This is a genomic window from Acidobacteriota bacterium, assembly GCA_016703965.1.
Classification (GTDB): domain Bacteria; phylum Acidobacteriota; class Blastocatellia; order Pyrinomonadales; family Pyrinomonadaceae; genus OLB17.
Genome location: JADJBB010000021.1, coordinates 1,045,189 through 1,065,645, shown reverse-complemented (window position 1 = coordinate 1,065,645; position 20,457 = coordinate 1,045,189). Strand labels below are relative to the sequence as shown.

General features: G+C 51.4%; 18 protein-coding genes and 1 tRNA gene. 13 read left to right on the top strand and 6 right to left on the bottom strand.

Annotated features, from left to right (window positions below; translation table 11 throughout):
• Positions 1-102: 102 nt before the first annotated feature.
• Entirely contained in the window at positions 103-681 is a 579-nt protein-coding gene (locus IPG22_12260; GenBank protein ID MBK6589058.1) for a hypothetical protein, read from the bottom strand.
• Positions 682-706: 25 nt separating this feature from the next.
• Positions 707-1,399: an arylesterase gene (locus IPG22_12255; protein ID MBK6589057.1), complete on the bottom strand. Its 693-nt coding sequence runs from the start codon at positions 1,397-1,399 to the stop codon at positions 707-709.
• A 237-nt stretch (positions 1,400-1,636) separates the two neighbouring features.
• On the opposite strand from IPG22_12255, the gene IPG22_12250 reads away from it, so the two are divergent.
• Together IPG22_12250 and IPG22_12245 are read left to right on the top strand one after the other, a co-directional pair.
• Positions 1,637-2,320 (top strand): ABC transporter ATP-binding protein, encoded by a 684-nt coding sequence (locus IPG22_12250; protein MBK6589056.1) that lies wholly within the window; start codon positions 1,637-1,639, stop codon positions 2,318-2,320.
• Positions 2,317-4,845 carry an ABC transporter permease gene (locus IPG22_12245; GenBank protein MBK6589055.1) on the top strand — a complete coding sequence of 843 codons (2,529 nt, stop codon included), beginning with the start codon at positions 2,317-2,319 and terminating at the stop codon, positions 4,843-4,845. The genes IPG22_12250 and IPG22_12245 overlap by 4 nt, the downstream gene beginning before the upstream one ends.
• Before the next feature lie 280 nt (positions 4,846-5,125).
• Here IPG22_12245 and IPG22_12240 read toward each other — a convergent pair whose 3' ends face one another.
• Positions 5,126-6,391 (bottom strand): hypothetical protein, encoded by a 1,266-nt coding sequence (locus IPG22_12240; protein MBK6589054.1) that lies wholly within the window; start codon positions 6,389-6,391, stop codon positions 5,126-5,128.
• A 226-nt stretch (positions 6,392-6,617) separates the two neighbouring features.
• Here IPG22_12240 and rdgB point away from each other — a divergent pair, with 226 nt between their 5' ends.
• The 4 genes from rdgB (at position 6,618) to IPG22_12220 (ending at position 8,327) form a co-directional block, all read left to right on the top strand.
• Positions 6,618-7,223 carry an RdgB/HAM1 family non-canonical purine NTP pyrophosphatase gene (gene rdgB, locus IPG22_12235; GenBank protein ID MBK6589053.1) on the top strand — a complete coding sequence of 202 codons (606 nt, stop codon included), beginning with the start codon at positions 6,618-6,620 and terminating at the stop codon, positions 7,221-7,223.
• Positions 7,224-7,288: 65 nt separating this feature from the next.
• A tRNA-Pro gene (locus tag IPG22_12230) sits at positions 7,289-7,365 on the top strand.
• A 123-nt stretch (positions 7,366-7,488) separates the two neighbouring features.
• Positions 7,489-7,770 (top strand): HU family DNA-binding protein, encoded by a 282-nt coding sequence (locus tag IPG22_12225; protein MBK6589052.1) that lies wholly within the window; start codon positions 7,489-7,491, stop codon positions 7,768-7,770.
• 308 nt (positions 7,771-8,078) lie between these two features.
• Positions 8,079-8,327, top strand: a complete 249-nt coding sequence (locus tag IPG22_12220) for a hypothetical protein (GenBank protein MBK6589051.1) — start codon at positions 8,079-8,081, stop codon at positions 8,325-8,327.
• Between the two features lie 62 nt (positions 8,328-8,389).
• Here the strand turns inward: IPG22_12220 and IPG22_12215 are convergent, their stop codons facing one another.
• Entirely contained in the window at positions 8,390-10,225 is a 1,836-nt protein-coding gene (locus IPG22_12215) for a hypothetical protein (GenBank protein MBK6589050.1), read from the bottom strand.
• 216 nt (positions 10,226-10,441) lie between these two features.
• Here IPG22_12215 and IPG22_12210 point away from each other — a divergent pair, with 216 nt between their 5' ends.
• Positions 10,442-10,885: a hypothetical protein gene (locus IPG22_12210; GenBank protein MBK6589049.1), complete on the top strand. Its 444-nt coding sequence runs from the start codon at positions 10,442-10,444 to the stop codon at positions 10,883-10,885.
• A gap of 67 nt (positions 10,886-10,952) precedes the next feature.
• Here the strand turns inward: IPG22_12210 and IPG22_12205 are convergent, their stop codons facing one another.
• Positions 10,953-11,918: a Gfo/Idh/MocA family oxidoreductase gene (locus IPG22_12205; GenBank protein ID MBK6589048.1), complete on the bottom strand. Its 966-nt coding sequence runs from the start codon at positions 11,916-11,918 to the stop codon at positions 10,953-10,955.
• A 156-nt stretch (positions 11,919-12,074) separates the two neighbouring features.
• Between IPG22_12205 and IPG22_12200 the strand changes: the two genes are divergently transcribed.
• Positions 12,075-13,298, top strand: coding sequence for a GGDEF domain-containing protein (locus tag IPG22_12200; protein MBK6589047.1), 1,224 nt, complete (start codon positions 12,075-12,077; stop codon positions 13,296-13,298).
• A gap of 81 nt (positions 13,299-13,379) precedes the next feature.
• A complete protein-coding gene (locus tag IPG22_12195) occupies positions 13,380-14,528 on the top strand; it encodes a PQQ-dependent sugar dehydrogenase (protein ID MBK6589046.1) in 1,149 nt (382 codons plus the stop codon).
• Positions 14,529-14,609: 81 nt separating this feature from the next.
• Here the strand turns inward: IPG22_12195 and IPG22_12190 are convergent, their stop codons facing one another.
• On the bottom strand, positions 14,610-15,485 hold the full coding sequence (locus IPG22_12190) for a polyphosphate kinase 2 family protein (protein MBK6589045.1): 876 nt from the start codon (positions 15,483-15,485) through the stop codon (positions 14,610-14,612).
• A 90-nt stretch (positions 15,486-15,575) separates the two neighbouring features.
• Here IPG22_12190 and IPG22_12185 point away from each other — a divergent pair, with 90 nt between their 5' ends.
• From IPG22_12185 to IPG22_12170, 4 genes are all read left to right on the top strand, one after another.
• Positions 15,576-16,748 carry a PQQ-dependent sugar dehydrogenase gene (locus IPG22_12185; protein ID MBK6589044.1) on the top strand — a complete coding sequence of 391 codons (1,173 nt, stop codon included), beginning with the start codon at positions 15,576-15,578 and terminating at the stop codon, positions 16,746-16,748.
• Between the two features lie 77 nt (positions 16,749-16,825).
• Positions 16,826-17,968, top strand: a complete 1,143-nt coding sequence (gene bshA, locus IPG22_12180; GenBank protein MBK6589043.1) for an N-acetyl-alpha-D-glucosaminyl L-malate synthase BshA — start codon at positions 16,826-16,828, stop codon at positions 17,966-17,968.
• Positions 17,969-18,055: 87 nt separating this feature from the next.
• Positions 18,056-19,081: a hypothetical protein gene (locus tag IPG22_12175; GenBank protein ID MBK6589042.1), complete on the top strand. Its 1,026-nt coding sequence runs from the start codon at positions 18,056-18,058 to the stop codon at positions 19,079-19,081.
• A 407-nt stretch (positions 19,082-19,488) separates the two neighbouring features.
• Positions 19,489-20,451 (top strand): sigma-70 family RNA polymerase sigma factor, encoded by a 963-nt coding sequence (locus IPG22_12170; GenBank protein MBK6589041.1) that lies wholly within the window; start codon positions 19,489-19,491, stop codon positions 20,449-20,451.
• The last annotated feature ends 6 nt before the right edge of the window (positions 20,452-20,457 follow it).

The window sequence follows — 20,457 nt, the reverse complement described above, 5'->3', positions numbered from 1 at the left end:
ATATCGATTTCGAGCTTTTTCGATCAATGGATTCGCTCGTCGCTCGATCGATTCGAGACTCTCTGGATGTTTTTCCTCGGACAGTGCACGGTCCGCTGTTGATCAGCGTCTTATGAACTCTTTGACCAGATTTATCAGAGCTTTAGTGCCAAGAGAGATCGTGCCGCTTCGAACACCGTCCTTCCAGGTGTAACGCGGCGGGTACCAGGTTTCCTTTGATATGATGCCGGCGGAATAGGTTCCGACAAGACGCGGGATGCCGACAGTTCGCTTTCCATCCGGCTTTCGGGCGGTAACGGTAGAAAGCAGGGCGTTTTTGATCCGGTCGCTGACCCCGCGTTTCTCGCTTCTGTAGTAATTGCTGTCGAGTTTGAGGGCTTCGTCGAGGCTGTAGGTGATCGTATTCTTGATCAGATTCCTGCCAAAATTGGAGGCCAACCGCTTGCCGAATCCTTTCGATTTTCCACCCCATTCCTCGGGATCGTTTCTCGCCGTCGCGAAACCAGCACCTGCAACCATGCCAGCCCAGGCTCCAGGACCAACCGTATCTTTGACGTAATTTTGGAATCTCTTTTCCGCACTAGGCCTGACGTAAGGTGTCTGGCCATTTACGCAAATAACTGACATTCCTATCGCAGCCGATGCAAGCACAAGGGAGACCAAAAATGCATTTCTCTTCATGACCTTCTTTTTCGTCTTTTTTTAGCTAACGGATTCGCTCGCCGAGCATCGGTTTGAGAGCTTTATAAACGTTTTCGGTCATGATCTTTTCGCCCTCGGCGTTCGGATGGATACCATCCGCCTGATTAAGTTCTTTGACCGTAGCTACATTATCGAGCAGAAATGGAAGAAACTCAACCTTATGTTCGGCCGCAAGATCGGGGAAGGCTTTAAGGAAATCACGCTGATATTGCGCTCCCATCGTTGGCGGCGCAAGCATTCCGCAAAGCAGTATCTTGATGTTCTTTGCCTTTGCCTTGCGAATTATCTTGTCGAGGTTATCTTTCATCTTCTCGACCGGAACACCGCGCAGCAGGTCGTTCGCCCCGAGTTCGAGGATGAGGATCTTGGCGTTGTCCTGTTCGAGAACCCAATCCGCCCGCTCAAGTCCGCCGAGGCTCGTATCACCCGAAACACCCGCGTTTACAACCTCGTAATCGAATCCGTCGGCCTTCAGTTTCTCTTGGAGCAGATACGGATAAGATTCTTTTTCCGCCAAACCGAATCCGGCGGTAAGGCTGTCGCCGAAAGCGATTATCTTGGGCCGATCCGATACGGCTTTCGGGGTCGAGACAGCTTTCGCCGCTCGGTTCGAAGAATTTTGTCCGGGCTTTGCCGCCGCACAGCCTAAACCGAGAGCCACCAAAAAGGTGAAACTAATGATCAATAAATTTCGCATTAAAGAACGCATGATAGTTTGCTATAACGACGAGACACCTAAATATGATGCAAAAATTATTGGAACTTGTTCGGGTATTTTTCGCAAGCTAAGATGAAGACAGGTTTTTCAACGCAAAGACGCAAAGGAGCAAAGACGCAAAGCTAAGGAAACTAAAGAGATGACATTTGCACCTATTATAGAGCCTTTGCAACTTTGCTCCTTTGCGTCTTTGCGTTAAATCGCTCTTTTCTTCTTATGATCCAGCTCAAGAATGTCATCAAAACCGTCCGCTCAGGCACCGAGGATCTGACCATTCTCAATGATGTATCGTTCGACATCCCGGACGGCCAGTTCGTCGCGGTCACTGGTGCGTCCGGCAGCGGTAAATCGACCTTGCTCGGTCTGATCGCCGGCCTCGATGCTCCGAGTTCCGGCCAGATATTCATTGATGATGACGAAGTCACAGCGATGACCGAAGACGGCCTCGCGAAGATCCGCAGTGAAAAGATCGGCTTCATTTTCCAGTCGTTCCACCTGATCCCGAGCCTCACGGCGTACGAAAACATCCTGATCCCAATGGAAATACTTTGCCTGAGCGGCGTTCGTGAACGCGCCTCAGCCCTCCTCGATCAGGTAGATCTGACCAACCGCGGCCACCATTACCCGGCCGAACTCTCCGGCGGCGAACAACAGCGGATCGCTATCGCTCGAGCATTCGCCAATTCGCCAAAGATCCTGCTCGCCGACGAACCGACCGGAAATCTCGATTCAAAGAACGGCCAGCATATTTTCGAACTGATGACCGATCTACATAAAAAGAATAACGTTACGCTCATTTTGGTAACGCACGACGGTGCTCTTGCAGCGAAAGCTCAGCGGCAGATCATTCTTGCTGACGGCCGGGTCGTGAACGATGAGTTGAACGGTGATTTCAAATGAAATTTATCTTCAACCTAAGCCGACGCGAGATCCGCTCATCATGGCAGCGACTGCTGTTCTTTTTTCTCTGCATCGCTTTGGGTGTCGGGTCGGTGGTCGCTTTGCGGTCGCTGATACAGAATCTGACCAAGGTCGTCGGGAATGACGCTCGGGCGTTGATGACCGCAGATCTTGAAGTCACGTCAACCAACGATTTTTCACCAACCGACGTTTCTAGGATCGAGGAGGTTATAAAACGCTTCCCCACGGTCGAGGCTCGAAACGAGACGATCACGACCGCTTCGATGGCACGGCCCGCGGATCCCGCGAATACATCGCTTGAGTTCATTGAACTAAAAGGCGTTGAACCGCCGTTTCCACTGGTTGGTAAATTCGAACTGTCGGATGGTAAGCCGTTCGATTTCAAGCTGCTCGAAAACAAAGGCGCCGTCGTCGCCCGGATCTTGCTAGAGGAACTTAAGGTAAAGGTCGGCGACAAGCTGAAGATCGGCGAGAGCGAGTTTGAGATCAGAGCAACATTTGACGAGGAACCGGGCGGATCGAGCGGTTTCCGGCTAGGGTCGCGTATTTTTGTCGAGAAAAAGGCGTTCGACGACGCCGGCATCACGAGAAACACAAGCCGAGTTCGCCGCCGCATCCTCTACCGCACGTCCGAAAATCCGACGGAGTTGGTGAAAGAGCTGCGAACAGCCCTGACCGGCACGACCGTGCAGGTCAATTCGTACCGCGAACAGCAGGAGAATCTGAGCGAGCAATTCGAGAGGACGGAGAATTATCTGTCGCTCACCGGTCTTCTCATTCTCGTCCTCGGCGGCGTTGGCGTGTGGAATGTCGCCCGTGCCTTTGTCGAACAGAAGCGAAAAACGGTCGCTGTTCTAAAATGTCTTGGTGCGAGCGGAACGAAGATAATCACCGTCTATCTGCTCCAGATCCTGACGCTCGGGCTCGTCGGCAGCCTTTTCGGCGCTGTGCTCGCCCAGGGCGGCCTGTGGATCGCAAAATGGCGTTTTGCCGATGCTCTGCCTGAGAAGATGAGCTATGCGGTCGGTTTCTCGACCGCCATTCAGGGGATGATCCTCGGCATTCTGATCTCGCTGCTGTTCTCGGCTTTGCCGCTGCTGCAGATCCGCACGATAAAGCCCAAGCTGCTGCTCCGTGACGAGAACAACGTCAATATCTCGAAGCTCGATTGGACGAAGTGGTCGTTCGGGCTCGTGTGTCTTCTCGGATTGCTCGGCCTGGCGATCTGGCAGGCGGGATCGATCCGCGTCGGAGCGTTCTTCCTCGGCGGATTGGCAGCAACGGGCTTAGTTTTATATGTTTCGGCGGCGGTTCTTACGTGGCTCCTGAAAAAGTTCAAAAGCCTCGGCTCGTTCTCAGTTCGCCAGGCGGTGAATTCGCTCTATCGTCCGGGAAATCAGACGAGAATAATCCTGCTGGCCGTTGGGCTCGGAGCATTCGTTGTCATTACCGTTCAGATCATGCAGACGAATCTCGTTCGCGAGTTCGATTTTTCACGAAACCGTCGCCTGCCGAGCCTGATATTTGTTGATATTCAAAAAAGCCAGATCGCCGACCTCGCTCAGATGATCGAGCAGCGTACCGGCGAGAAACCGGAGCAGACCGCGACCGTTAGAGCACGCATCTCTTTCGTGAACGGCGAACCGATCGACTATCAACAGCGTGAAGTGCGTCAGCAGCAAGGCCAGATCGGCCGTGAGTTCGCCATAACCTATCGCGAAAATTTCGAAGAGAACGAAACCATTATCGACGGAGAATGGTGGCAAAAGAGCAAAGACCCCGACCTGCCGGAGGTCTCGGTCGAGGAAGGAATGGCCCAAACGCTTAAGATCGAGCCGGGCGATTCGATCACCTTCGACATCTCGGGCCGCAAGATCACAGCTCTTGTTTCGAATATCAGAAAGATCGACGTCCGCAATGCCCGAACCGCGTTCGTCTTTGTCTTCAAACCCGGAAGCCTCGAAAAGGCACCGCAGAGCTTTGCCGTAACAACCCTGAACCACGTTCCGGCAACCGACCGTCAGCGTTTGCAGCGTGACATTCTGGACAAGTTTCCGAACGTTCAAATATTCGACGTCGCAGACATCATCGCGGCGGTCAACCGGTTGGTGAATAACTTTGTGATCGCAATATCTTTCGTGGGCAGCTTCGTACTGCTTAGCGGCATTCTGATCCTGATCGGCTCGGTCGCTCTGACCAAATCGCAGCGGATCTATGAGAACGCGATCTTAAAAACGCTCGGAGCAAAACGGCGAACGCTGGCAACGATCCTGTTTGCCGAATACGGCATGCTCGGACTGCTGGCCGGAATTATCGCCAGCGGCTTCGGCGTTACGCTTTCGTATTTGGTCTCGAAATATCTAATGCGGATCGACTGGGAATTTGAGCCGACGATCGCTGTGCTCGGCGTGGTAGTGACGGCGCTTCTGGTTACTCTGGTCGGTGTTGCGGCTAGTTTTGATGTCTTATTCCGAAAACCGCTCGGAACATTGCGCTCGCAATGATCCTTGTTTTCGCAGACCTTCGACCAATCTCCCAAAAACCTCTACCAAACTCGCTGCGCACGCTCAAAAACCACCTTTTTTCCTCTACCAATCGATCTCGGGGATCCAGCCGGAATTTCAAAACCCGAGCGAACGCAAACTCAGTGTTTATCTGCCTTTTGAGTGGTCAGTCTAAAAAAGTGTGAATCGATTCACACTTTTAATGGGGCATTTTTTGGTAAAAATAGGCGAAAAGTCGAAAAACACGAAATTCACCAAAAATTAGATGCAAGATGTTCCACTAGTCGCCATTTGGATCGAACGGATGATCGACCAGCACGGCACGCAAATTCACCTGTCCGAAGAGAGTTTCAAGGTAAGCCCCAAACCGGTGAAGGATAGGCACGAGATCCTTGTTCTGCTGCGTTATTAGAATTTCCTCGACGAAGCGTTCGACGGTCTCGGTATCTTTATAAAAGAGGAATTTCACCGTTCCCTTCATGAACTCTCGAAGTTCCGACTGCATCTTCTCGACCTGCGGCTTTTCGGGGTTTGATTCGGCGGCCTGGACGACCTTCACGGCATCCCAAAGCTCACGCCGTAAGGCAATAGATTGTTCGAGTTTGATCCGGAATCTAGGGAACAGCTCAAAGATGTCCGTTTCCGGATCGATGATCCGGGCGAAGCTCGCGAGGATCTGCTGAAAGCCTTCTTTTAAGAGCGAGTGGGCGGTTTCCATCCTGGCATAGATCGATGGCGAAGGCCGCATGCGGGCGATGCCGGATAGTTCCTGCGAATAGACCTTCTTAAGCTCAATAGACGCGGTGTACGATGCCGCGTCGAGCGAAGAGAACAGTTCCGCCTCTTCGTTAGGAAAGCGCTCGAGGCGATTGTTTATATAGCTTGTCAGCTCAAAGATCTGCTCATTGATCCGTGAGAAGATAAGAAGTGCCGGCTTGAGCGGTTCGTCGGCATCGAGCATTCGGCCGATAACACCAAGCCATTTAAGGATCATGCCGAAGCGAGGCAAGACCAAAGCAAGTTCGGCATGCTCGGAACTTAAAAACCCGTTGTTCATCGACAGCTCTTTAAGAGCGTCGGGCAGATATTCCCTACCTTCCGCTTCGGCAAATTTGATGAGCTTTGACATGGCCGGAACTGAAGAGAACCTATGCGAAAGCAGGTTGCTCCAAGCCTTCCATTCACCCGAGCCGAGTTTATTCGAATGGATAAATCCCTCGGAGAGTAGCATAGTATCGCGAAGTACGGAAGCGAGTTCGCGAAGGTCTCCAAATGTTTGGTTCCGGCCGTTAGTGCTTATCAATCTCGAATTCAGCATCGTGCATCGCTGCAAAGCTGAATGGACGAGACGAAATTCCTTGCTCGAATCAGCCACCTGCCGTTCATCGCGCTGGTCCGAAAAAGAGTGGTGTCCCGACGCGAGAAAACTCTCAAGGCCGGAAAGCCATATTCCAAGCTCAACAGCGATCGCAACTTCGCCTGCAGACGGTTTAGTGCTCGACGAGCGAACGGCTTCGTCGAGGTCATTGTCTGAGCGAACTTCCACTTGATCTTCTACAAACACAGCTGACAAAAGGGGATTTCCTATCCTGAGTAGGTACGACTGGGACACGGCGGGAAAACCGCTACTACATTTATACCTTTTATCGAACAGGGTTGGCAATAAAAAAGTGGTGAAGGCAGCGAAGCTCCCGTATTTGCGCACGCGGTTTTTGGAAGGTAGCCTAAACTACAGATAAATTGAGCCGCCAATTGCTCGATGCGTACCGGAAATGGACCGTAAATTACTAATAGCAACAAATAATCAGGGCAAGGTAGCCGAGCTGCAAGACCTGATCGCCGATTTCCCTATCGAACTACTCAGCCTGGCCGATTTTCCCGCCGTAGTAGAAGTCGATGAAACCGGATCGACATTTGCCGAGAATGCAGAGCTCAAGGCCGCAGGCTATGCTCGGCAAACGTCCAGTTTCGCCCTGGCGGACGATTCCGGCCTTGAGGTCGATGCTCTCGATGGCCGTCCGGGCGTACTATCAGCCCGCTATGGCGGCGAGGCCACGACTTTTGCTGAGAAAATATCGATGTTGATCGATGAAATGAAGGCTGCGGAATCTGACGAACGGCGAGCGAGATTCGTCTGCTCGATCTCGATCGCTGATACGAAAGGCACCATTTTGTTCACCGCCGACGGCGTTTGCAAAGGCCGGATCGCCGATTCGCCGCGCGGCGCGGGCGGTTTTGGTTACGATCCGCTGTTCATTCCGGATGGCTTCGCTCAGACATTTGGCGAACTCGACCGCTCCACAAAGCAGACGATAAGCCACCGGTCGAGGGCTTTTCAACAAATAATCCCATTTTTACGGCATTTTAAGCTGGGGTGACTTGACCTTGACCTTTCCGTTGCTTAGAATTCCAACCTTGGAATCGTCTTTTAGTTGAGACAGAACGGGGCATAGCACAGCCTGGTAGTGCGCTCGCTTTGGGAGCGAGAGGTCGCAAGTTCGAATCCTGCTGCCCCGACCAATCTTTTTTTGTTCTTTTGATGATTGGTTTTTCCCCGCGATTTTTGCCTAAACTGCTTTAGAGCAAATGATTTACTGAAAAGTATATATACATTCACAACCAAAACTGGAGGTTACTTAAACTATGGCTCGTATGACACAGACTGAAATTATCAGCAGCTTGGCTGAATCGACCGGTGCGAAAAAATCGGATGTTAAAGCTCTTTTTGACGCTCTTGCATCGCTCGCAACCGAGGAAGTAAAGAAGAACGGCGAATTCACGCTGCCTGGATTCGGCAAACTGAAAAAGACCGCTCGCAAGGCTCGCGAAGGACGTAACCCGGCTACGGGAGCAGTCATCAAGATCCCTGCGAAGACAACTGTCAAGTTCACGATCGGCAAGGCTATGAAAGACGCTGTTGCATAAACACAGCATCGTGTGACTCATTTTTATTTAACCGGCAAATCTTGTGGTTTGCCGGTTTTCTTTTTTTTGAACTTTTCTCGCCGTGAGCCAAAAAAAGTAGTGACATTGCAATATTTTTTTGTTACGATGACGTTACAGTTGAGATGAAAGCCGAGGGTATTGAATTTTTTCAGCGACTTTGTGGCTGGAAGTCTTGACTAATTTATGCCGGAAGAGCATTTTGTTTCACGCTTTTTCGTTCGGGTCGTGTCAACGCGACATTGCGACCTATTCCCGAGAGGGTAAAAATTGAAACAAGGAGAATAAACGTGGCAGCAGCTAGACCAATGACCTTGCAAGACAGAGTTTTGCAAATTGACCATATACAGGCACGTCGGTTTTCAAAACTGACGGGTGACGCGGTGGAGATCGCCGCAGAGGGCATCATAAGACATCTAAGAGCATGTGCTCGTATGGATGTTAATCCTGATGCCTCGGCAGTACGTGAGATCATCGACGATGCCCTCAACGGCAGACGAGTTTTTGCCGAAACCTCGAATGACCTATTAGCCGCTTAGTTTTAATATTTTTTTTAGTAATACCAGTTTAGGACCGTCCGTTTGGACGGTCTTTTTTTCGTCTATTTTAGGTTGAGGCGATACAAGACATATTTTCCAAATTGCTCTCGGTCTGTCCTCGAATACCATCTGTCCACATTCGCAAGATACGGATCAAGCTCGACCGGCAACACGAGATAGTCAAGCCGCGGAACACCCTCGCCTCTTGCATCGAATTTTGCAGCATATTCGGCGTATTTTCGCGCCTCGCTATCGATCTCGCCGAAAGTGAGAGGTTTATAGGCGGAATTCAGCCTGTCGGTATGCCGGCCCCAGCCGAACAACGAGATCATCGAGACAAAATCGTCACCCTTCTTCATTCCGTCCGCTAACTGTTTTTCGCCCACACCTTGATATAAAAGCTGCTGATAATACCGCTCCTTGCTTTCCTGCCAGTCAACACCCGGGAAAACGTGCTGATGCCGCGCCCAAAGAACCGACTGCGGGGCGATCGTCGGCAGATCGTCCCCCTCGGCAATACCCAGGTGGAGAACGATGCGTTTGTGTTTATCAGGATCGTTCGCAGCTAGTTCGGTCAGCCGTTTGCCGACCGGATAGGCCTCGTCACGGATAACATTTACATCATCCAAAACCCGCACCGTGTAATGACACTCGACAAATCCCCACCCAGCAGCGACAAAAGCAACCGCCGCCATTGCGAGCTTCGCCGGTGTCTTATGCAGTCCTTCGACGGTTCGCCATATCAGACCGAAGGTAACGACGACGGCGAGCCCCGCTACATAATTCCCGATAAACACCTGATAGTGTATCGGCTGCAGCGATTGGCCGGTGATCACCTGCTGGTTAAACACGATGGCCGGCGTTAGAGCGAGCGAGATCGCGAATAGCGTTCCGCGATCCCGCAGAACCAACATTTTTGTTGCGACTCCGATCGCGATCACCGCAAGGACCACAAATCCGATCAATTCCGGTACACGCGTCAGATCCAACGCACGCGTCAGTACCAGCAACTGAACATCATCCATCGTGTGGGAGCGATTCGCTAACAGCCATGCGTAAGGTACCAAAGCCGACAAACACCCAACGCCAAGCACGACCAATCTACGCAGATCGCCCCAAATCCCATCCGGCCTGGCAATTATCCAACACACTCCTAAACATCCAAGCCACGCAGCTGCCGTCGTCCAGACGTAGAAATAGGAGAAGACGATGTAGGCGAACGCTAGAACAGCAAAGGAGATCGCAAGAAAAGGAGAAGAGGCGACGGTCTCAACCTTATTTTCATTTTCGTGCTTTTCGTGTGTCTCGTGGGCAACCATCTTCCAAACAAGCCCGACCAACATAAAGAACGCCGGAAAAGCCATCGCCGGTATATATCGGCGAAAACCTGGAAAATAAGGATACGAATAGCTCGTCCCCAGTATCTCACCGATCGCCCCCTCGCCGGCAAAGAGCGCACCGCCGGCCAGCACGATCAGACTTCCCGCCATTGCAAAGATCGAGTCGCCCGTTATCATTCCAAGCAGCCAGAATATCGCAAGAGCCGTCAGAAATGCCGCTACCGCACCCGAGATCGTCATCGCCCAAGGTGCACCGATGCCTAGGATGCGGGCGGGAACCGCGATCGTCATCGGCCCGGCAAATTGTATAGAGAAGAGCGATTCCTGCTGCGGAGTTTCCGGTGAATCGTCTCGGCCGGTGTAGGGATCGTTCTTACGCGGCCGCCCGTCGATCAGAGCTTTGAGGTATGAACCATACGCTACCTCGTCAATATCGTTGTACGCATAATGCCCGTTCCAGTCGGCACCACGCATGTACACCATCTTCATCTGCGGATACAGAGAAAACACCGCCAAGAAAAGACCCGCAATTATGCCGAAACGCCATCTAAGCTTCATAAATGAACTGTCAGATTAGCATAACGCCGAATTTCGCTCATCTTTTACAGAACTTTACATAACCTAGCAAAAAACTGACATCCAAAAGTCGAAAAGATTCGTAATCTTAATTGTACGCGGAATTCGGGCGAGTTTTATTAGCCGAAATTTATATATTCGATCAAGTGGGGAATTTTCGCGGGACAAGAAAATTAATAAACAAACGGAGAAATTATCATGTTCAATCTTAAAGCAAAATCCTTATTGGCAACAGCAGTACTTTTCCTCGGCGGCGTAGTCGCTGCTAACGCTCAGATCAGCAACGGTTCTATCATCACGGTCAGCGTTCCAAATTCATTTGTAGTTAAAGACTCAACCTTCGAAGCCGGCGTTTACACCATCGAACGCACCCCGAACACCTCAGATTCGCCATCGCTCCTTATCCTTCGCGGTAACGGCGAAGCGATCATCTTCGATACGGTCGTTTCGAGCTCGGACGAAGTTTCGGCAACCACCCAGCTCGTATTCGACACTGTCGGAGATACAAATTTCCTCTCAGAAATCCTCGTAAAAGGGTCGGCCTCGAAGAATGAGCTTATGAAGACGAAAGCTCAGAAGAAAGTAATGAGCGAAAGCTCGTCGGTCAGAAACTATCTGACCATCACAAACACAGGTTTCTAGTGGGAGCAATTTTTCTCAATTGATCCTCCTCCTTAGGTGCAGCTTGCCGGCTGCACCCTTTTTTTGTTTACCGTCCGTATATCTTGTCCTCGATCACGGCGACATCGCGGCCGGTTTTGCCAGAAATTCGCGGCTCGCGGTCGTTAATGATCGCGTCCGCAAAATCCTCGATCAGCGGCGAATGAAAATTCGCGGATGGCGGATGCATCTCGATTCTGGTTTCGTAACCCTTCACGATCTTTATCTCGCCGCTGTTGAGCGAGGCGATATGGATAGATCCAGCGGTGCCGAAGATATCTAGAGTGTCCTGCGATTCCTGCGCCGCATGCGTGACCACAAGCGAAGCACAAGTTCCCGATTCAAATTGCATCAACGCAGCCGAGGTGTCCTCGACCTCGCGGTCGTACGCGACATTTGCATTAATGCTCTCAACACGGCTCGCCTTCCCGAAAAGATTCAGCAAGATCTCCAGCCTGTGACAGCCAAAATCCATCATCGGCCCGCCGCCGCTTTTCGCTTTTTCGACAAACCAACGCCGCGGATGTTCAGGTCCGGGATTGAACGCTTCAAAACTATTTATCTGAGCAAAAACGGGCTTTCCGATCTCGTCATCGCGAAATGCCCGGCGAATTCGCTCGACGACCGGATAAAATCGCCGGTAGTAGGCAATGCCGAGCTTTACATTATTTACCTCACAAGCCGCTATCGCACGGTCGCATTCGGTGGCGTCCATCGCCATCGGTTTTTCGCATAAAACATGCTTTCCGGCTTCGGCGGCCGCGATCGTGTGTTTGGCGTGCAGATGTACAGGCGATGCGATATAAACCGCATTGATCTCGTCGTCACCGAGCATTTCCCGATAGTCCGCATACCATTTCGGGATGCCAAACTCAGCAGCGAAGGCCGCCGCCATATCGGCTTTTCCGCGAGCGATCGCTACTACCTCCGAGTTAAGTACTTCCTGCATCGCGGGCACAATGCGTTTTCGCACAATATCGCCTGCTCCGATGATTCCCCAGCTTATCTTTCTCATATTTACTTCCCTTAATTCTATCCCAAAATACTCCGAGGCACGCGCAAGTTTTATGTATCGCGAACCTGTTAAACTATGTTAGTATTTGAGTGAGGCGATTTCCTGTTCGCCGATATCTCCCTGTTCCCCCGATCTCACGGTTCGGATCCCGAAGTAATGCCCGAAAATTTCATAGATCTTCGCACGTTATCGTTTGCACTAATGCTGGTCACCGGTCTCATGGCCAGCGTTATGTACTTCGTCCTGCGCGCTCAGAAGACATATACCGGGACGGGATTCTGGGTACTATCAAATCTTGCCGGAACATTGGGCTTCCTTTGCCTGGGCTTGCGTGGATTTGCACCTGACCTGCTGACGGTGGTTCTTGGGAATATGCTGGCAGTCGGAACAACGGCACTCGCTCTCGAAGGCAATCGAAGTTTTCTTCAGTTAAAACGCAAGAGCGTCATTCCGGTCACGATCATGGCTGGATACGCGATCACTCTGATTTATCAAACCTACGTAAGTGTGAGCGTTACGAACCGGATAGTTACCGCCTCGATAGTTTCGTCGGTACTAACCTTTCTCAGCTACCGAGCCTTCACCGAAAAACCGGGATTGATGACGAATGTCGTTTACCGCACGGTAGCACTCACATTCCTTCTATTCTCGGGGTTTATGTTCCTAAGGATGGTCGCGTCAATGACGTTTCCGCTTTTCAGTCATCTTTACACACCTGAATGGATCCAGACCGTCTCATTCATGATATTTCTCGTGTTCGCGACCGTTTGGACACTGAACTACGTCGTACTCAACAGCGAGAGGCTCAACGAGGAATTGCGTGCCAAGGAAAACGAACTCCTCGAGCGTGCAACTACCGATTTCCTGACCGGCGTCAGCAATAAGCGAGCATTTGACGAATTCGCTTCTGCGGAGATCAAGCGCAGCCGCCGGTACAATATTCCAACCTGCCTCGTCCTGCTCGACCTTGATCATTTCAAGAAGGTGAATGACACGTTTGGACACTCCGTCGGCGACAAGGTCCTGACTGAGATCGGCATACTTCTGAAACGAATGACACGGCAGCACGACCTGATCGCCCGCATCGGCGGCGAGGAATTTGGCCTGCTGCTCACGCACACCGACATCGAAAGCGGCCACGCCGTCGCCGAAGCTTTCCGCCGCGAGATCCAGAATCTCGAGATCAAGCACGCCGCTATCAACCTCAGCGTTACTTCGAGTTTCGGCGTTGCCGAGCTCCGCGAATCAGACACGCTCGAATCGCTGCTGGAACGTGCCGATACACACCTTTACAAAGCCAAAGACAATGGCCGGAACCGAGTGAGTTCGGAAGCCAAGAGCGGCAGCAAGAAGGGCCTTCGACTTCTTTCGCAGGCCTAAAATTTAGACTAGGGAATAAATTATCCTTAGCGAACGTCATCCGGAGAGTTTACAATCACTTCTAGGGTGAGGACTTTCGATATGACTATGCAGGGCATTTTGTTTTTTGCGGTCTCGATCTTTGCGATGGCGTGTTCGAACGCAACCCCGGTGGGCGGATTTGAGAATACTGTTTTTGAAACACAGGATAAACAGATAAAATTCCGCGTCGAAACGGTCGCGAGCGGCCTCGAAGTACCTTGGGGCATCGCGTGGCTGCCAAACAAAGATCTCATCTTCACAGAACGAAAAGGCCGCGTGCGCATCATCGAATCCGGAAAACTGCGTGCGGAACCAATTTTCACAGTTCCCGATGTCGAACCGAGTGGCGAGAGCGGTTTGATGGATATCTCGCTCCATCCCGACTTCGCCAAGAACAACTTCATCTATCTCGCCTACTCCTATAATAACGACGGCAAACGCGTTAAGGTCGTCCGGTATAAGTTTGCGAGCAACGCATTCACTGAGCCGAAAGTCATCATCGACAATATTCCCGGAGCCCCGAATCACGCCGGAATGCGAGCCCGCTTCGGCCCGGACGGCAAGCTATATGTCACAACCGGCGATTCGACCGACTGGAATCTAGCTCAAAAGCTCGATTCCCTCGCGGGTAAAACGTTAAGGCTAAACGACGACGGAACTGTGCCGCAGGATAATCCGTTCGTTGGCCAAAAAGACGCGCGTTCCGAGATCTGGTCATACGGCCATCGGAATGCGCAGGGGCTCGCGTGGCAGACCGGTTCAGGCTTGATGTTCCAAACAGAACACGGCCCAAGCTTTTTCGAAGGCAAGGGCTCAGGCGGCGACGAGGTCAATATTGTCGAAAAAGGAAAGAATCTAGGCTGGTCCGAGATCCATCACACGGAAAAACGCGAGGGCATGGTCTCACCGCTGCTCGAATATTCCCCGGCGTGTGCACCGGGAAGCGGGATGTTCTACAACGGTTCCGCGTTACCAGCGTTCAAAGGGAATTTCTTCTTCGGCTGTCTAAAAAGTGCTCGCATAATCCGCGTCACGCTCGACGGCCGTAATTTCGTCGCTCAGGAAAATCTCCTCGACGGCACATTCGGCCGCATCCGCGAAATGGAAGAAGGCCCGGACGGTTACATCTACTTCTCAACCTCAAACCTGGACGGTCGAGGCTCGCCCTCAAAAGATGATGACCGGATCATGCGGATCGTCCCGAACTAACACTGTCAGAACCGCCTGCGTCAGCGGGCGGAACGAACACAACAAACAAGCTCTCGATAAGCCAAGTTCTAGCCCGCCCGCTTACGCAGGCGGTTCTGACTCGAGCATTTTCTTCGCTTCCAGAAGCTCAGCCTTGTGCTCGTCGGTCATCACCGGGTATTTCAAGTCGAGCGATTCGAGTTTCTTAACAATGATCTCTGAGATAGCGAGCCGCGTGAACCACTTTTTATCAGCCGGGATGATATACCATGGCGCTTTTTCCGTCGATGTCGCTTCCATCGCCTCGGTGTAGCATTTCATGTATTCGCTCCACATTCCGCGTTCTTTGACATCGCCGATCGAGAATTTCCAGTTTTTGTCTTCCTCCTCGATCCGCGACAGGAATCTCGCCTTTTGCTCGTCCCGCGAAACATTAAGGAAAAATTTTATGACCTGCGTTCCGTTCTCAACAAGATGGTTTTCCCAATCGCGGATGTGTTTGAAACGCTTATTCCAGATGTCTTTGTCGTTCAGCGTCTCGTCCGGCAATTGTTGAAATTGCAGGATCTGCGGATGAACCCGCACAACCAGAACCTCTTCGTAGTGTGAGCGGTTAAAAATGCCGATCATTCCTCTCGCCGGCAGGTTTTTCTGACAACGCCACAGGAAATCATGGTCGAGTTCCTCGCTCGACGGCTGTTTGAATGAAACGATATGGCATCCTTGCGGATTGACACCGGTCATAACGTGCTCGATCGCCCCGTCCTTTCCAGCCGCATCCATCGCCTGAATAATAATGAGCAGCGAATATTTGTCCTGGGCATACAAAACGTCCTGCAATTCGCGCATCCGTGCGACATTTTTCTCGAGGTCTTTCACCGCTTGTTTTTTATCGGTATAATCGCCGGTGAAGTCGGTGGGATGTTTTTTGAGGTTAACTTTGGAACCTTCGGCAACGCGGAATTTTTCTATATTCATTTTTCTCAATAGCTTATTGCTGACAGATTTTTCAGCTTTAAGCTATCAGTTTTCAGCTTTTTTGAACAGACCAAACGTTAATTCAAAGATATGAGAAAGCTACTGTTTTTTACGATCCTGTTGTTGCCGATCTACACGCTTAGCCAATCGAGGCTCGTCGACCAGCGCATTTCGCTAAAAAATGGAAGATCGTTCACGATAAAGATCGCCGAGGGCTACGAAATGATCCCGGCAATGGAAGGCCTGAAACGCGTGCGTTTTTTTGCCAAAGCCCCCGACGGCCGCATCTTCGTGACTGACATGTACAACCTCGCTGACAATACCCGTGGTACTGTTTACATACTTGACGGCTGGAATGCGGAAACGGGCAAATTCAGCAAGCTTATTCCGTACTTGACCAAGCTCCGAAACCCGAACAGCGTGCAATTCTATCGCGACGCAAATGGCCAGGAATGGTTCTATCTTGCTGAAACTCATCAGCTAACTCGCAGAAAATTCACACTCGGCGAAACAAAACCGACCGACACAAAACCCGAGGTCCTCGCAACCTTCCCCGACTACGGCCTCTCTTACAAGTACGGCGGTTGGCATCTGACGCGGACGATCTCGTTCTCACCGGACGGACGTCTCTATGTCTCGGTCGGTTCAAGCTGTAATTCGTGTGTTGAGAAGGAAAAGATCCGCGCAAGTATCATCTCAATGAACCCCGACGGCACTGATCAACGAGAGTTCGCTAAAGGCCTGAGAAACGCCGTCGGCCTGCGGGCGATCGGCAAATATGTCTTCGCGACCAACCAGGGCAGTGACCACCTCGGTATGCAAAAGCCTGACGAGACATTCTACGCGCTAAAAGAAGGTGCCGATTACGGCTGGCCGTATTGCCACTCGTCGAACGGCAAGATCTTTGCTGACCCGAAGATCAAACGCTCGAGCGGCTGCACAAATGTCACCGCTCCGTACGCATTTTTCCCCTCGCGTTCGTCCGCACTCGGATTCGACTATTTCGACGACGCCGACGCTGATCCGCTCGTCAAAAACGCCTTCCTGGTCTCACTTCACGGCTCGACCGACAAGAACATGGGTCACGGCTACAAGGTCGTCATCATGCGTAAGGGCGAAAAGCTGCAAGACCTGATCACCGGATTTCTCCAAAACGGCAAGGTCATGGGCCGCCCGTGCGACATCATGAAGCTCGATGCCAATTCTTTTCTGCTCACAGATGATTTTACGGGTATCGTGTATGTCGTTAGAAAGAAAGGCTGAATCCTTGTCAGTAGAGTCTTGTAACAGAAACTGTTACGATTACGTTTGCTGAGGACGCTTAGCGAGATTGGGGCTCTATGAACATCGGCATCACAGTCTATCCAACCTACGGCGGCAGCGGGATCGTCGGCTCCGAACTCGGCCGCGACCTCGCGGAACGCGGGCATAATGTGCATTTCATCTCGTCGGTTCTCCCGACGAGGCTCACCGAGTTGAACGAACGTATTCACTTTCACGAAGTCGAAATGATGTCGTACGCACTGTTCGAACATCAGCCATACGATCTAGCCCTCGCGACCAAAATGGCCACCGTCGCCCGAGCAGAAAAGTTAGACCTACTCCACGTTCATTACGCGATACCGCACTCGATCTCTGCGATCCTCGCCCGCGAATCGATCAAGCAAAAACGCTACGTGCCGGTTATAACGACGCTTCACGGAACGGACATCACGCTGGTTGGAGCCGACCGCAGCTATCTGCCGATCACACGTTACGGTCTACAGCAATCGGACGGCGTGACCGCCGTTTCGAAATTTCTAAAACAGGCTACGATCGAGACCTTTGATTTTGATGAAATCGAAGTAATTCCGAATTTTATTTGCGAGAAGCACTACATGCGGCTGCCCGATTCGCCGTTGCGTTCAGAACTCGCGCCCAACGGCGAACGCTTGCTCGTTCACGTATCGAATTTTCGCCATGTAAAACGTCCAAATGACTGCGTCGAGATACTTGCCAAAGTCCGAGCCGCGGGGCAGAATGCGAGGCTTATTCTGGTCGGTGATGGCCCAGAGTTATCAGCGGTTCGTTATAGGGCCGAACAGCTTGGCGTCATAGAAAACACGGTCTTTGTCGGCAAACAGGCGAATATCGCCGATTATCTCGGCATCGCGGATGTCTTCCTTCTGCCTTCCGAACTAGAATCCTTCGGGCTCGCAGCCCTAGAAGCTCAGGCGTGCGAGGTACCAGTCATTGCCACCCGAATCGGCGGCATTCCTGAGGTGGTTAACGATGGAGAATCGGGCTTCCTGAGCGATGTCGGCGACGTTGAAAAGATGAGCGTGGATACGCTGAAACTGCTAAGCGATGAAGATCTGCGACGGGCCTTCGGCGAACGAGGACGTGAACTCGCCGTTCAGCGATATTCGACATCTAAGATCATCCCGCAATACATCGCTTTCTACGAAAAGATCGTCAACAAAGCGAAAGCAGCAGCCGCGTAAAGAAGTGAAACCAACGGATTAACGCAATTGTCGAAGATTTATCCGGGTAAATCTGCGTTAATCCGTTGTTATCAACCTATTCCATCTATGCTAAAACGCTACATGCACAATCAGGAACGCGAGCACGCAATGCGTGACGATAACCGGATTGTGCGTGAATTCGCATGGGGCACGGAATACATCACCGATCACCCAAACGGCGACGACCCGCGAAAGCTGTTCAGCCAATACTCAAAAAACACCGTCGAGAACAGCGAAAATTTTTTCATCAATCCGGAAATTTCAGATTTCAAATTTGAAATTTCGAATGGTGAAAACAAGCTCACATGGACAAGCGGCATCAAAACGGTCTCCCCCGAGAACAACACCGCCTACGCTCGATATTTCCCGCACGCGACGAACAAAAAGGCAGCAGTCCTGGTTCTGCCGCATTGGAATGCAAAAGCTGGAACGTATTACGATCTCTGCAAAATATTCAACAAGGTCGGCTTTTCCGCCCTCAGATTGACGCTTCCCTATCACGAAGAGCGCATGCCGCCGGAGCTCGAACGTGCCGATTATCTCGTCGCTCCAAATGTCGGCCGCACGCTTCAATCGCTTCGTCAGGCAGTTGTGGATACGCGTTCGGCCGTGCGTTGGTTGAAGCGGCAAGGCTACGAAAAGATCGGCATCGTCGGCACCAGCATTGGTTCGTGCGTTGGCTTTTTTGCGTTTACGCACGATCTCGATATCGATACGGCGGTCTTTAACCACGTTTCCGGCTATCCCGCCGACGTCGTCTGGCACGGCCTCTCGACCTATCACGTGAAAGAAGGCATCGGCGACAACGTGACCCTCGAAGAACTCCGCGAATATTGGCTGCCCATCTCGCCCATGGCCTACATGGACCGCCTCGCCAAACTACCGCCGCGTCCCCAACGCTACATCTACACCCTCTACGACCTAAGCTTCCCCGTCGACCTCTCACGCGACACGATCAACGCCCTAAAACAGCACAAGATCAAACACAGCTCCGTAACGATTCCCTGCGGACACTACACGCTAGGCGTAAAACCGTGGGTCTATTACGACGGCTATAAGATAGTGTCGTTTTTGCGGAAGCATTTGAAGTAGGACTGCACTGCCAGCCATCGGATAGATATCAAATAACATCTCTTCTATATGACATCGCAAAGGTCTGCGTCGAGAAACATCTGGCATAGCGATAAATTTTGGTGTAGAATCAGCGATTAATATGAGGATTTTCAGGCATGAACTTAATTTTCTGCCAGTTGCCATTATGATGTTCGTCATAGGCATATCAGTAGACTTTTATTTAAGAGAAAATGTTGGTCAACCCTGTTTCGGTTGTACAAATATTACCTGCCGAATAGTCACGTTAGCTGATAATCCGCAGTTGTTCCTTCACGATCCAATCGGTGTTACGAAGGAAGTTCTAAACGGAGAGTTTTAACTCCACACCAACTCCAACACTAAAATAGTCATCAAAACAGTGCTAAAATCGTGACACCTTTTTCTGAATGAGCGCGGTTCCTGAGAAGCACAAAAATACGGTTCGCGAGGCGATAGAGCATTTGATCTCTCGCGCCGGTAATTCGCGTTCTCTGACGGGTGACGATATCGCGGGGCGGGTTGAGGCGACGGTTGAGAAGTATTTGCTGCGGGACAATCCCGGTGCCGCTCATGTTGAGATCGAGGATTTTGTGCATGAGATCAGGGCTGATGACCTGTGTTTGATCGTGGCTTGCGAAAAGGGCGATGAGAAGGCTTGGGAAGATCTGGTTGCGAATTTTGATTCGACGGTTAAGTCTGCCGCACGCAAGATCTCGTCGAATAACGAGGACGCTGAGGATCTCGCAAGTTCGATTTGGGCAGAGCTTTACGGGCTTCGTGTCGATGCGGACGGCAATAAGAAGAGCAAGCTGGCGTATTATTCGGGACGCGGAAGCCTAGCCGGTTGGCTGCGGGCGGTGGTTTCGCAATTGGCCGTAGATCAGTTTAGAAAGCAGTCCAAATTTGTTCAGATCGAGGAAGACCGCGAGTTTGAGAATCTGGCAAACGAGGCTTCGAATGGCGACGGGCCGCATTTTGGTTCGCATATTGAGAATCCTGAGGAGCTTTATAGCGAAGGCCGCACGACGGCCGACGTTTCCGCAGCCTTGAGTTCGGCAATTGCAGGACTTGAAGCCGAAGATCGATTGATCCTTAAGCTCTACTATTTCGACAGCCTGAAATTAAAAGACATCGCCGCGACCTTCGGCTATCACGAAGCAACAGCGAGCCGAAAACTCACACGCGTTCAAAGCGAGATCCGCAAAGGCGTTGAAAAAAGCCTGAAAACGCAGCACGGTTGGACTGACATTGAGGTCAAACGTCACCTCTCTGAGACCGCAGCGAGCCTCGGCATTAATCTCGAAACGATGTTCGCCGCATTACTGTTACTGGCGATCGTGCAAGATATTGTAGGTAGCGGCGTTCTATAGACGGGT

Coding starts and splice junctions, on each gene's coding strand:
- IPG22_12260 (MBK6589058.1), bottom strand. CDS start 681: ATGAAGAGAAATGCATTTTTGGTCTCCCTTGTGCTTGCATCGGCTGCG.
- IPG22_12255 (MBK6589057.1), bottom strand. CDS start 1,399: ATGCGAAATTTATTGATCATTAGTTTCACCTTTTTGGTGGCTCTCGGT.
- IPG22_12250 (MBK6589056.1), top strand. CDS start 1,637: ATGATCCAGCTCAAGAATGTCATCAAAACCGTCCGCTCAGGCACCGAG.
- IPG22_12245 (MBK6589055.1), top strand. CDS start 2,317: ATGAAATTTATCTTCAACCTAAGCCGACGCGAGATCCGCTCATCATGG.
- rdgB (MBK6589053.1), top strand. CDS start 6,618: ATGGACCGTAAATTACTAATAGCAACAAATAATCAGGGCAAGGTAGCC.
- IPG22_12225 (MBK6589052.1), top strand. CDS start 7,489: ATGGCTCGTATGACACAGACTGAAATTATCAGCAGCTTGGCTGAATCG.
- IPG22_12215 (MBK6589050.1), bottom strand. CDS start 10,225: ATGAAGCTTAGATGGCGTTTCGGCATAATTGCGGGTCTTTTCTTGGCG.
- IPG22_12210 (MBK6589049.1), top strand. CDS start 10,442: ATGTTCAATCTTAAAGCAAAATCCTTATTGGCAACAGCAGTACTTTTC.
- IPG22_12205 (MBK6589048.1), bottom strand. CDS start 11,918: ATGAGAAAGATAAGCTGGGGAATCATCGGAGCAGGCGATATTGTGCGA.
- IPG22_12200 (MBK6589047.1), top strand. CDS start 12,075: ATGCCCGAAAATTTCATAGATCTTCGCACGTTATCGTTTGCACTAATG.
- IPG22_12195 (MBK6589046.1), top strand. CDS start 13,380: ATGACTATGCAGGGCATTTTGTTTTTTGCGGTCTCGATCTTTGCGATG.
- IPG22_12190 (MBK6589045.1), bottom strand. CDS start 15,485: ATGAATATAGAAAAATTCCGCGTTGCCGAAGGTTCCAAAGTTAACCTC.
- IPG22_12185 (MBK6589044.1), top strand. CDS start 15,576: ATGAGAAAGCTACTGTTTTTTACGATCCTGTTGTTGCCGATCTACACG.
- bshA (MBK6589043.1), top strand. CDS start 16,826: ATGAACATCGGCATCACAGTCTATCCAACCTACGGCGGCAGCGGGATC.
- IPG22_12175 (MBK6589042.1), top strand. CDS start 18,056: ATGCTAAAACGCTACATGCACAATCAGGAACGCGAGCACGCAATGCGT.
- IPG22_12170 (MBK6589041.1), top strand. CDS start 19,489: ATGAGCGCGGTTCCTGAGAAGCACAAAAATACGGTTCGCGAGGCGATA.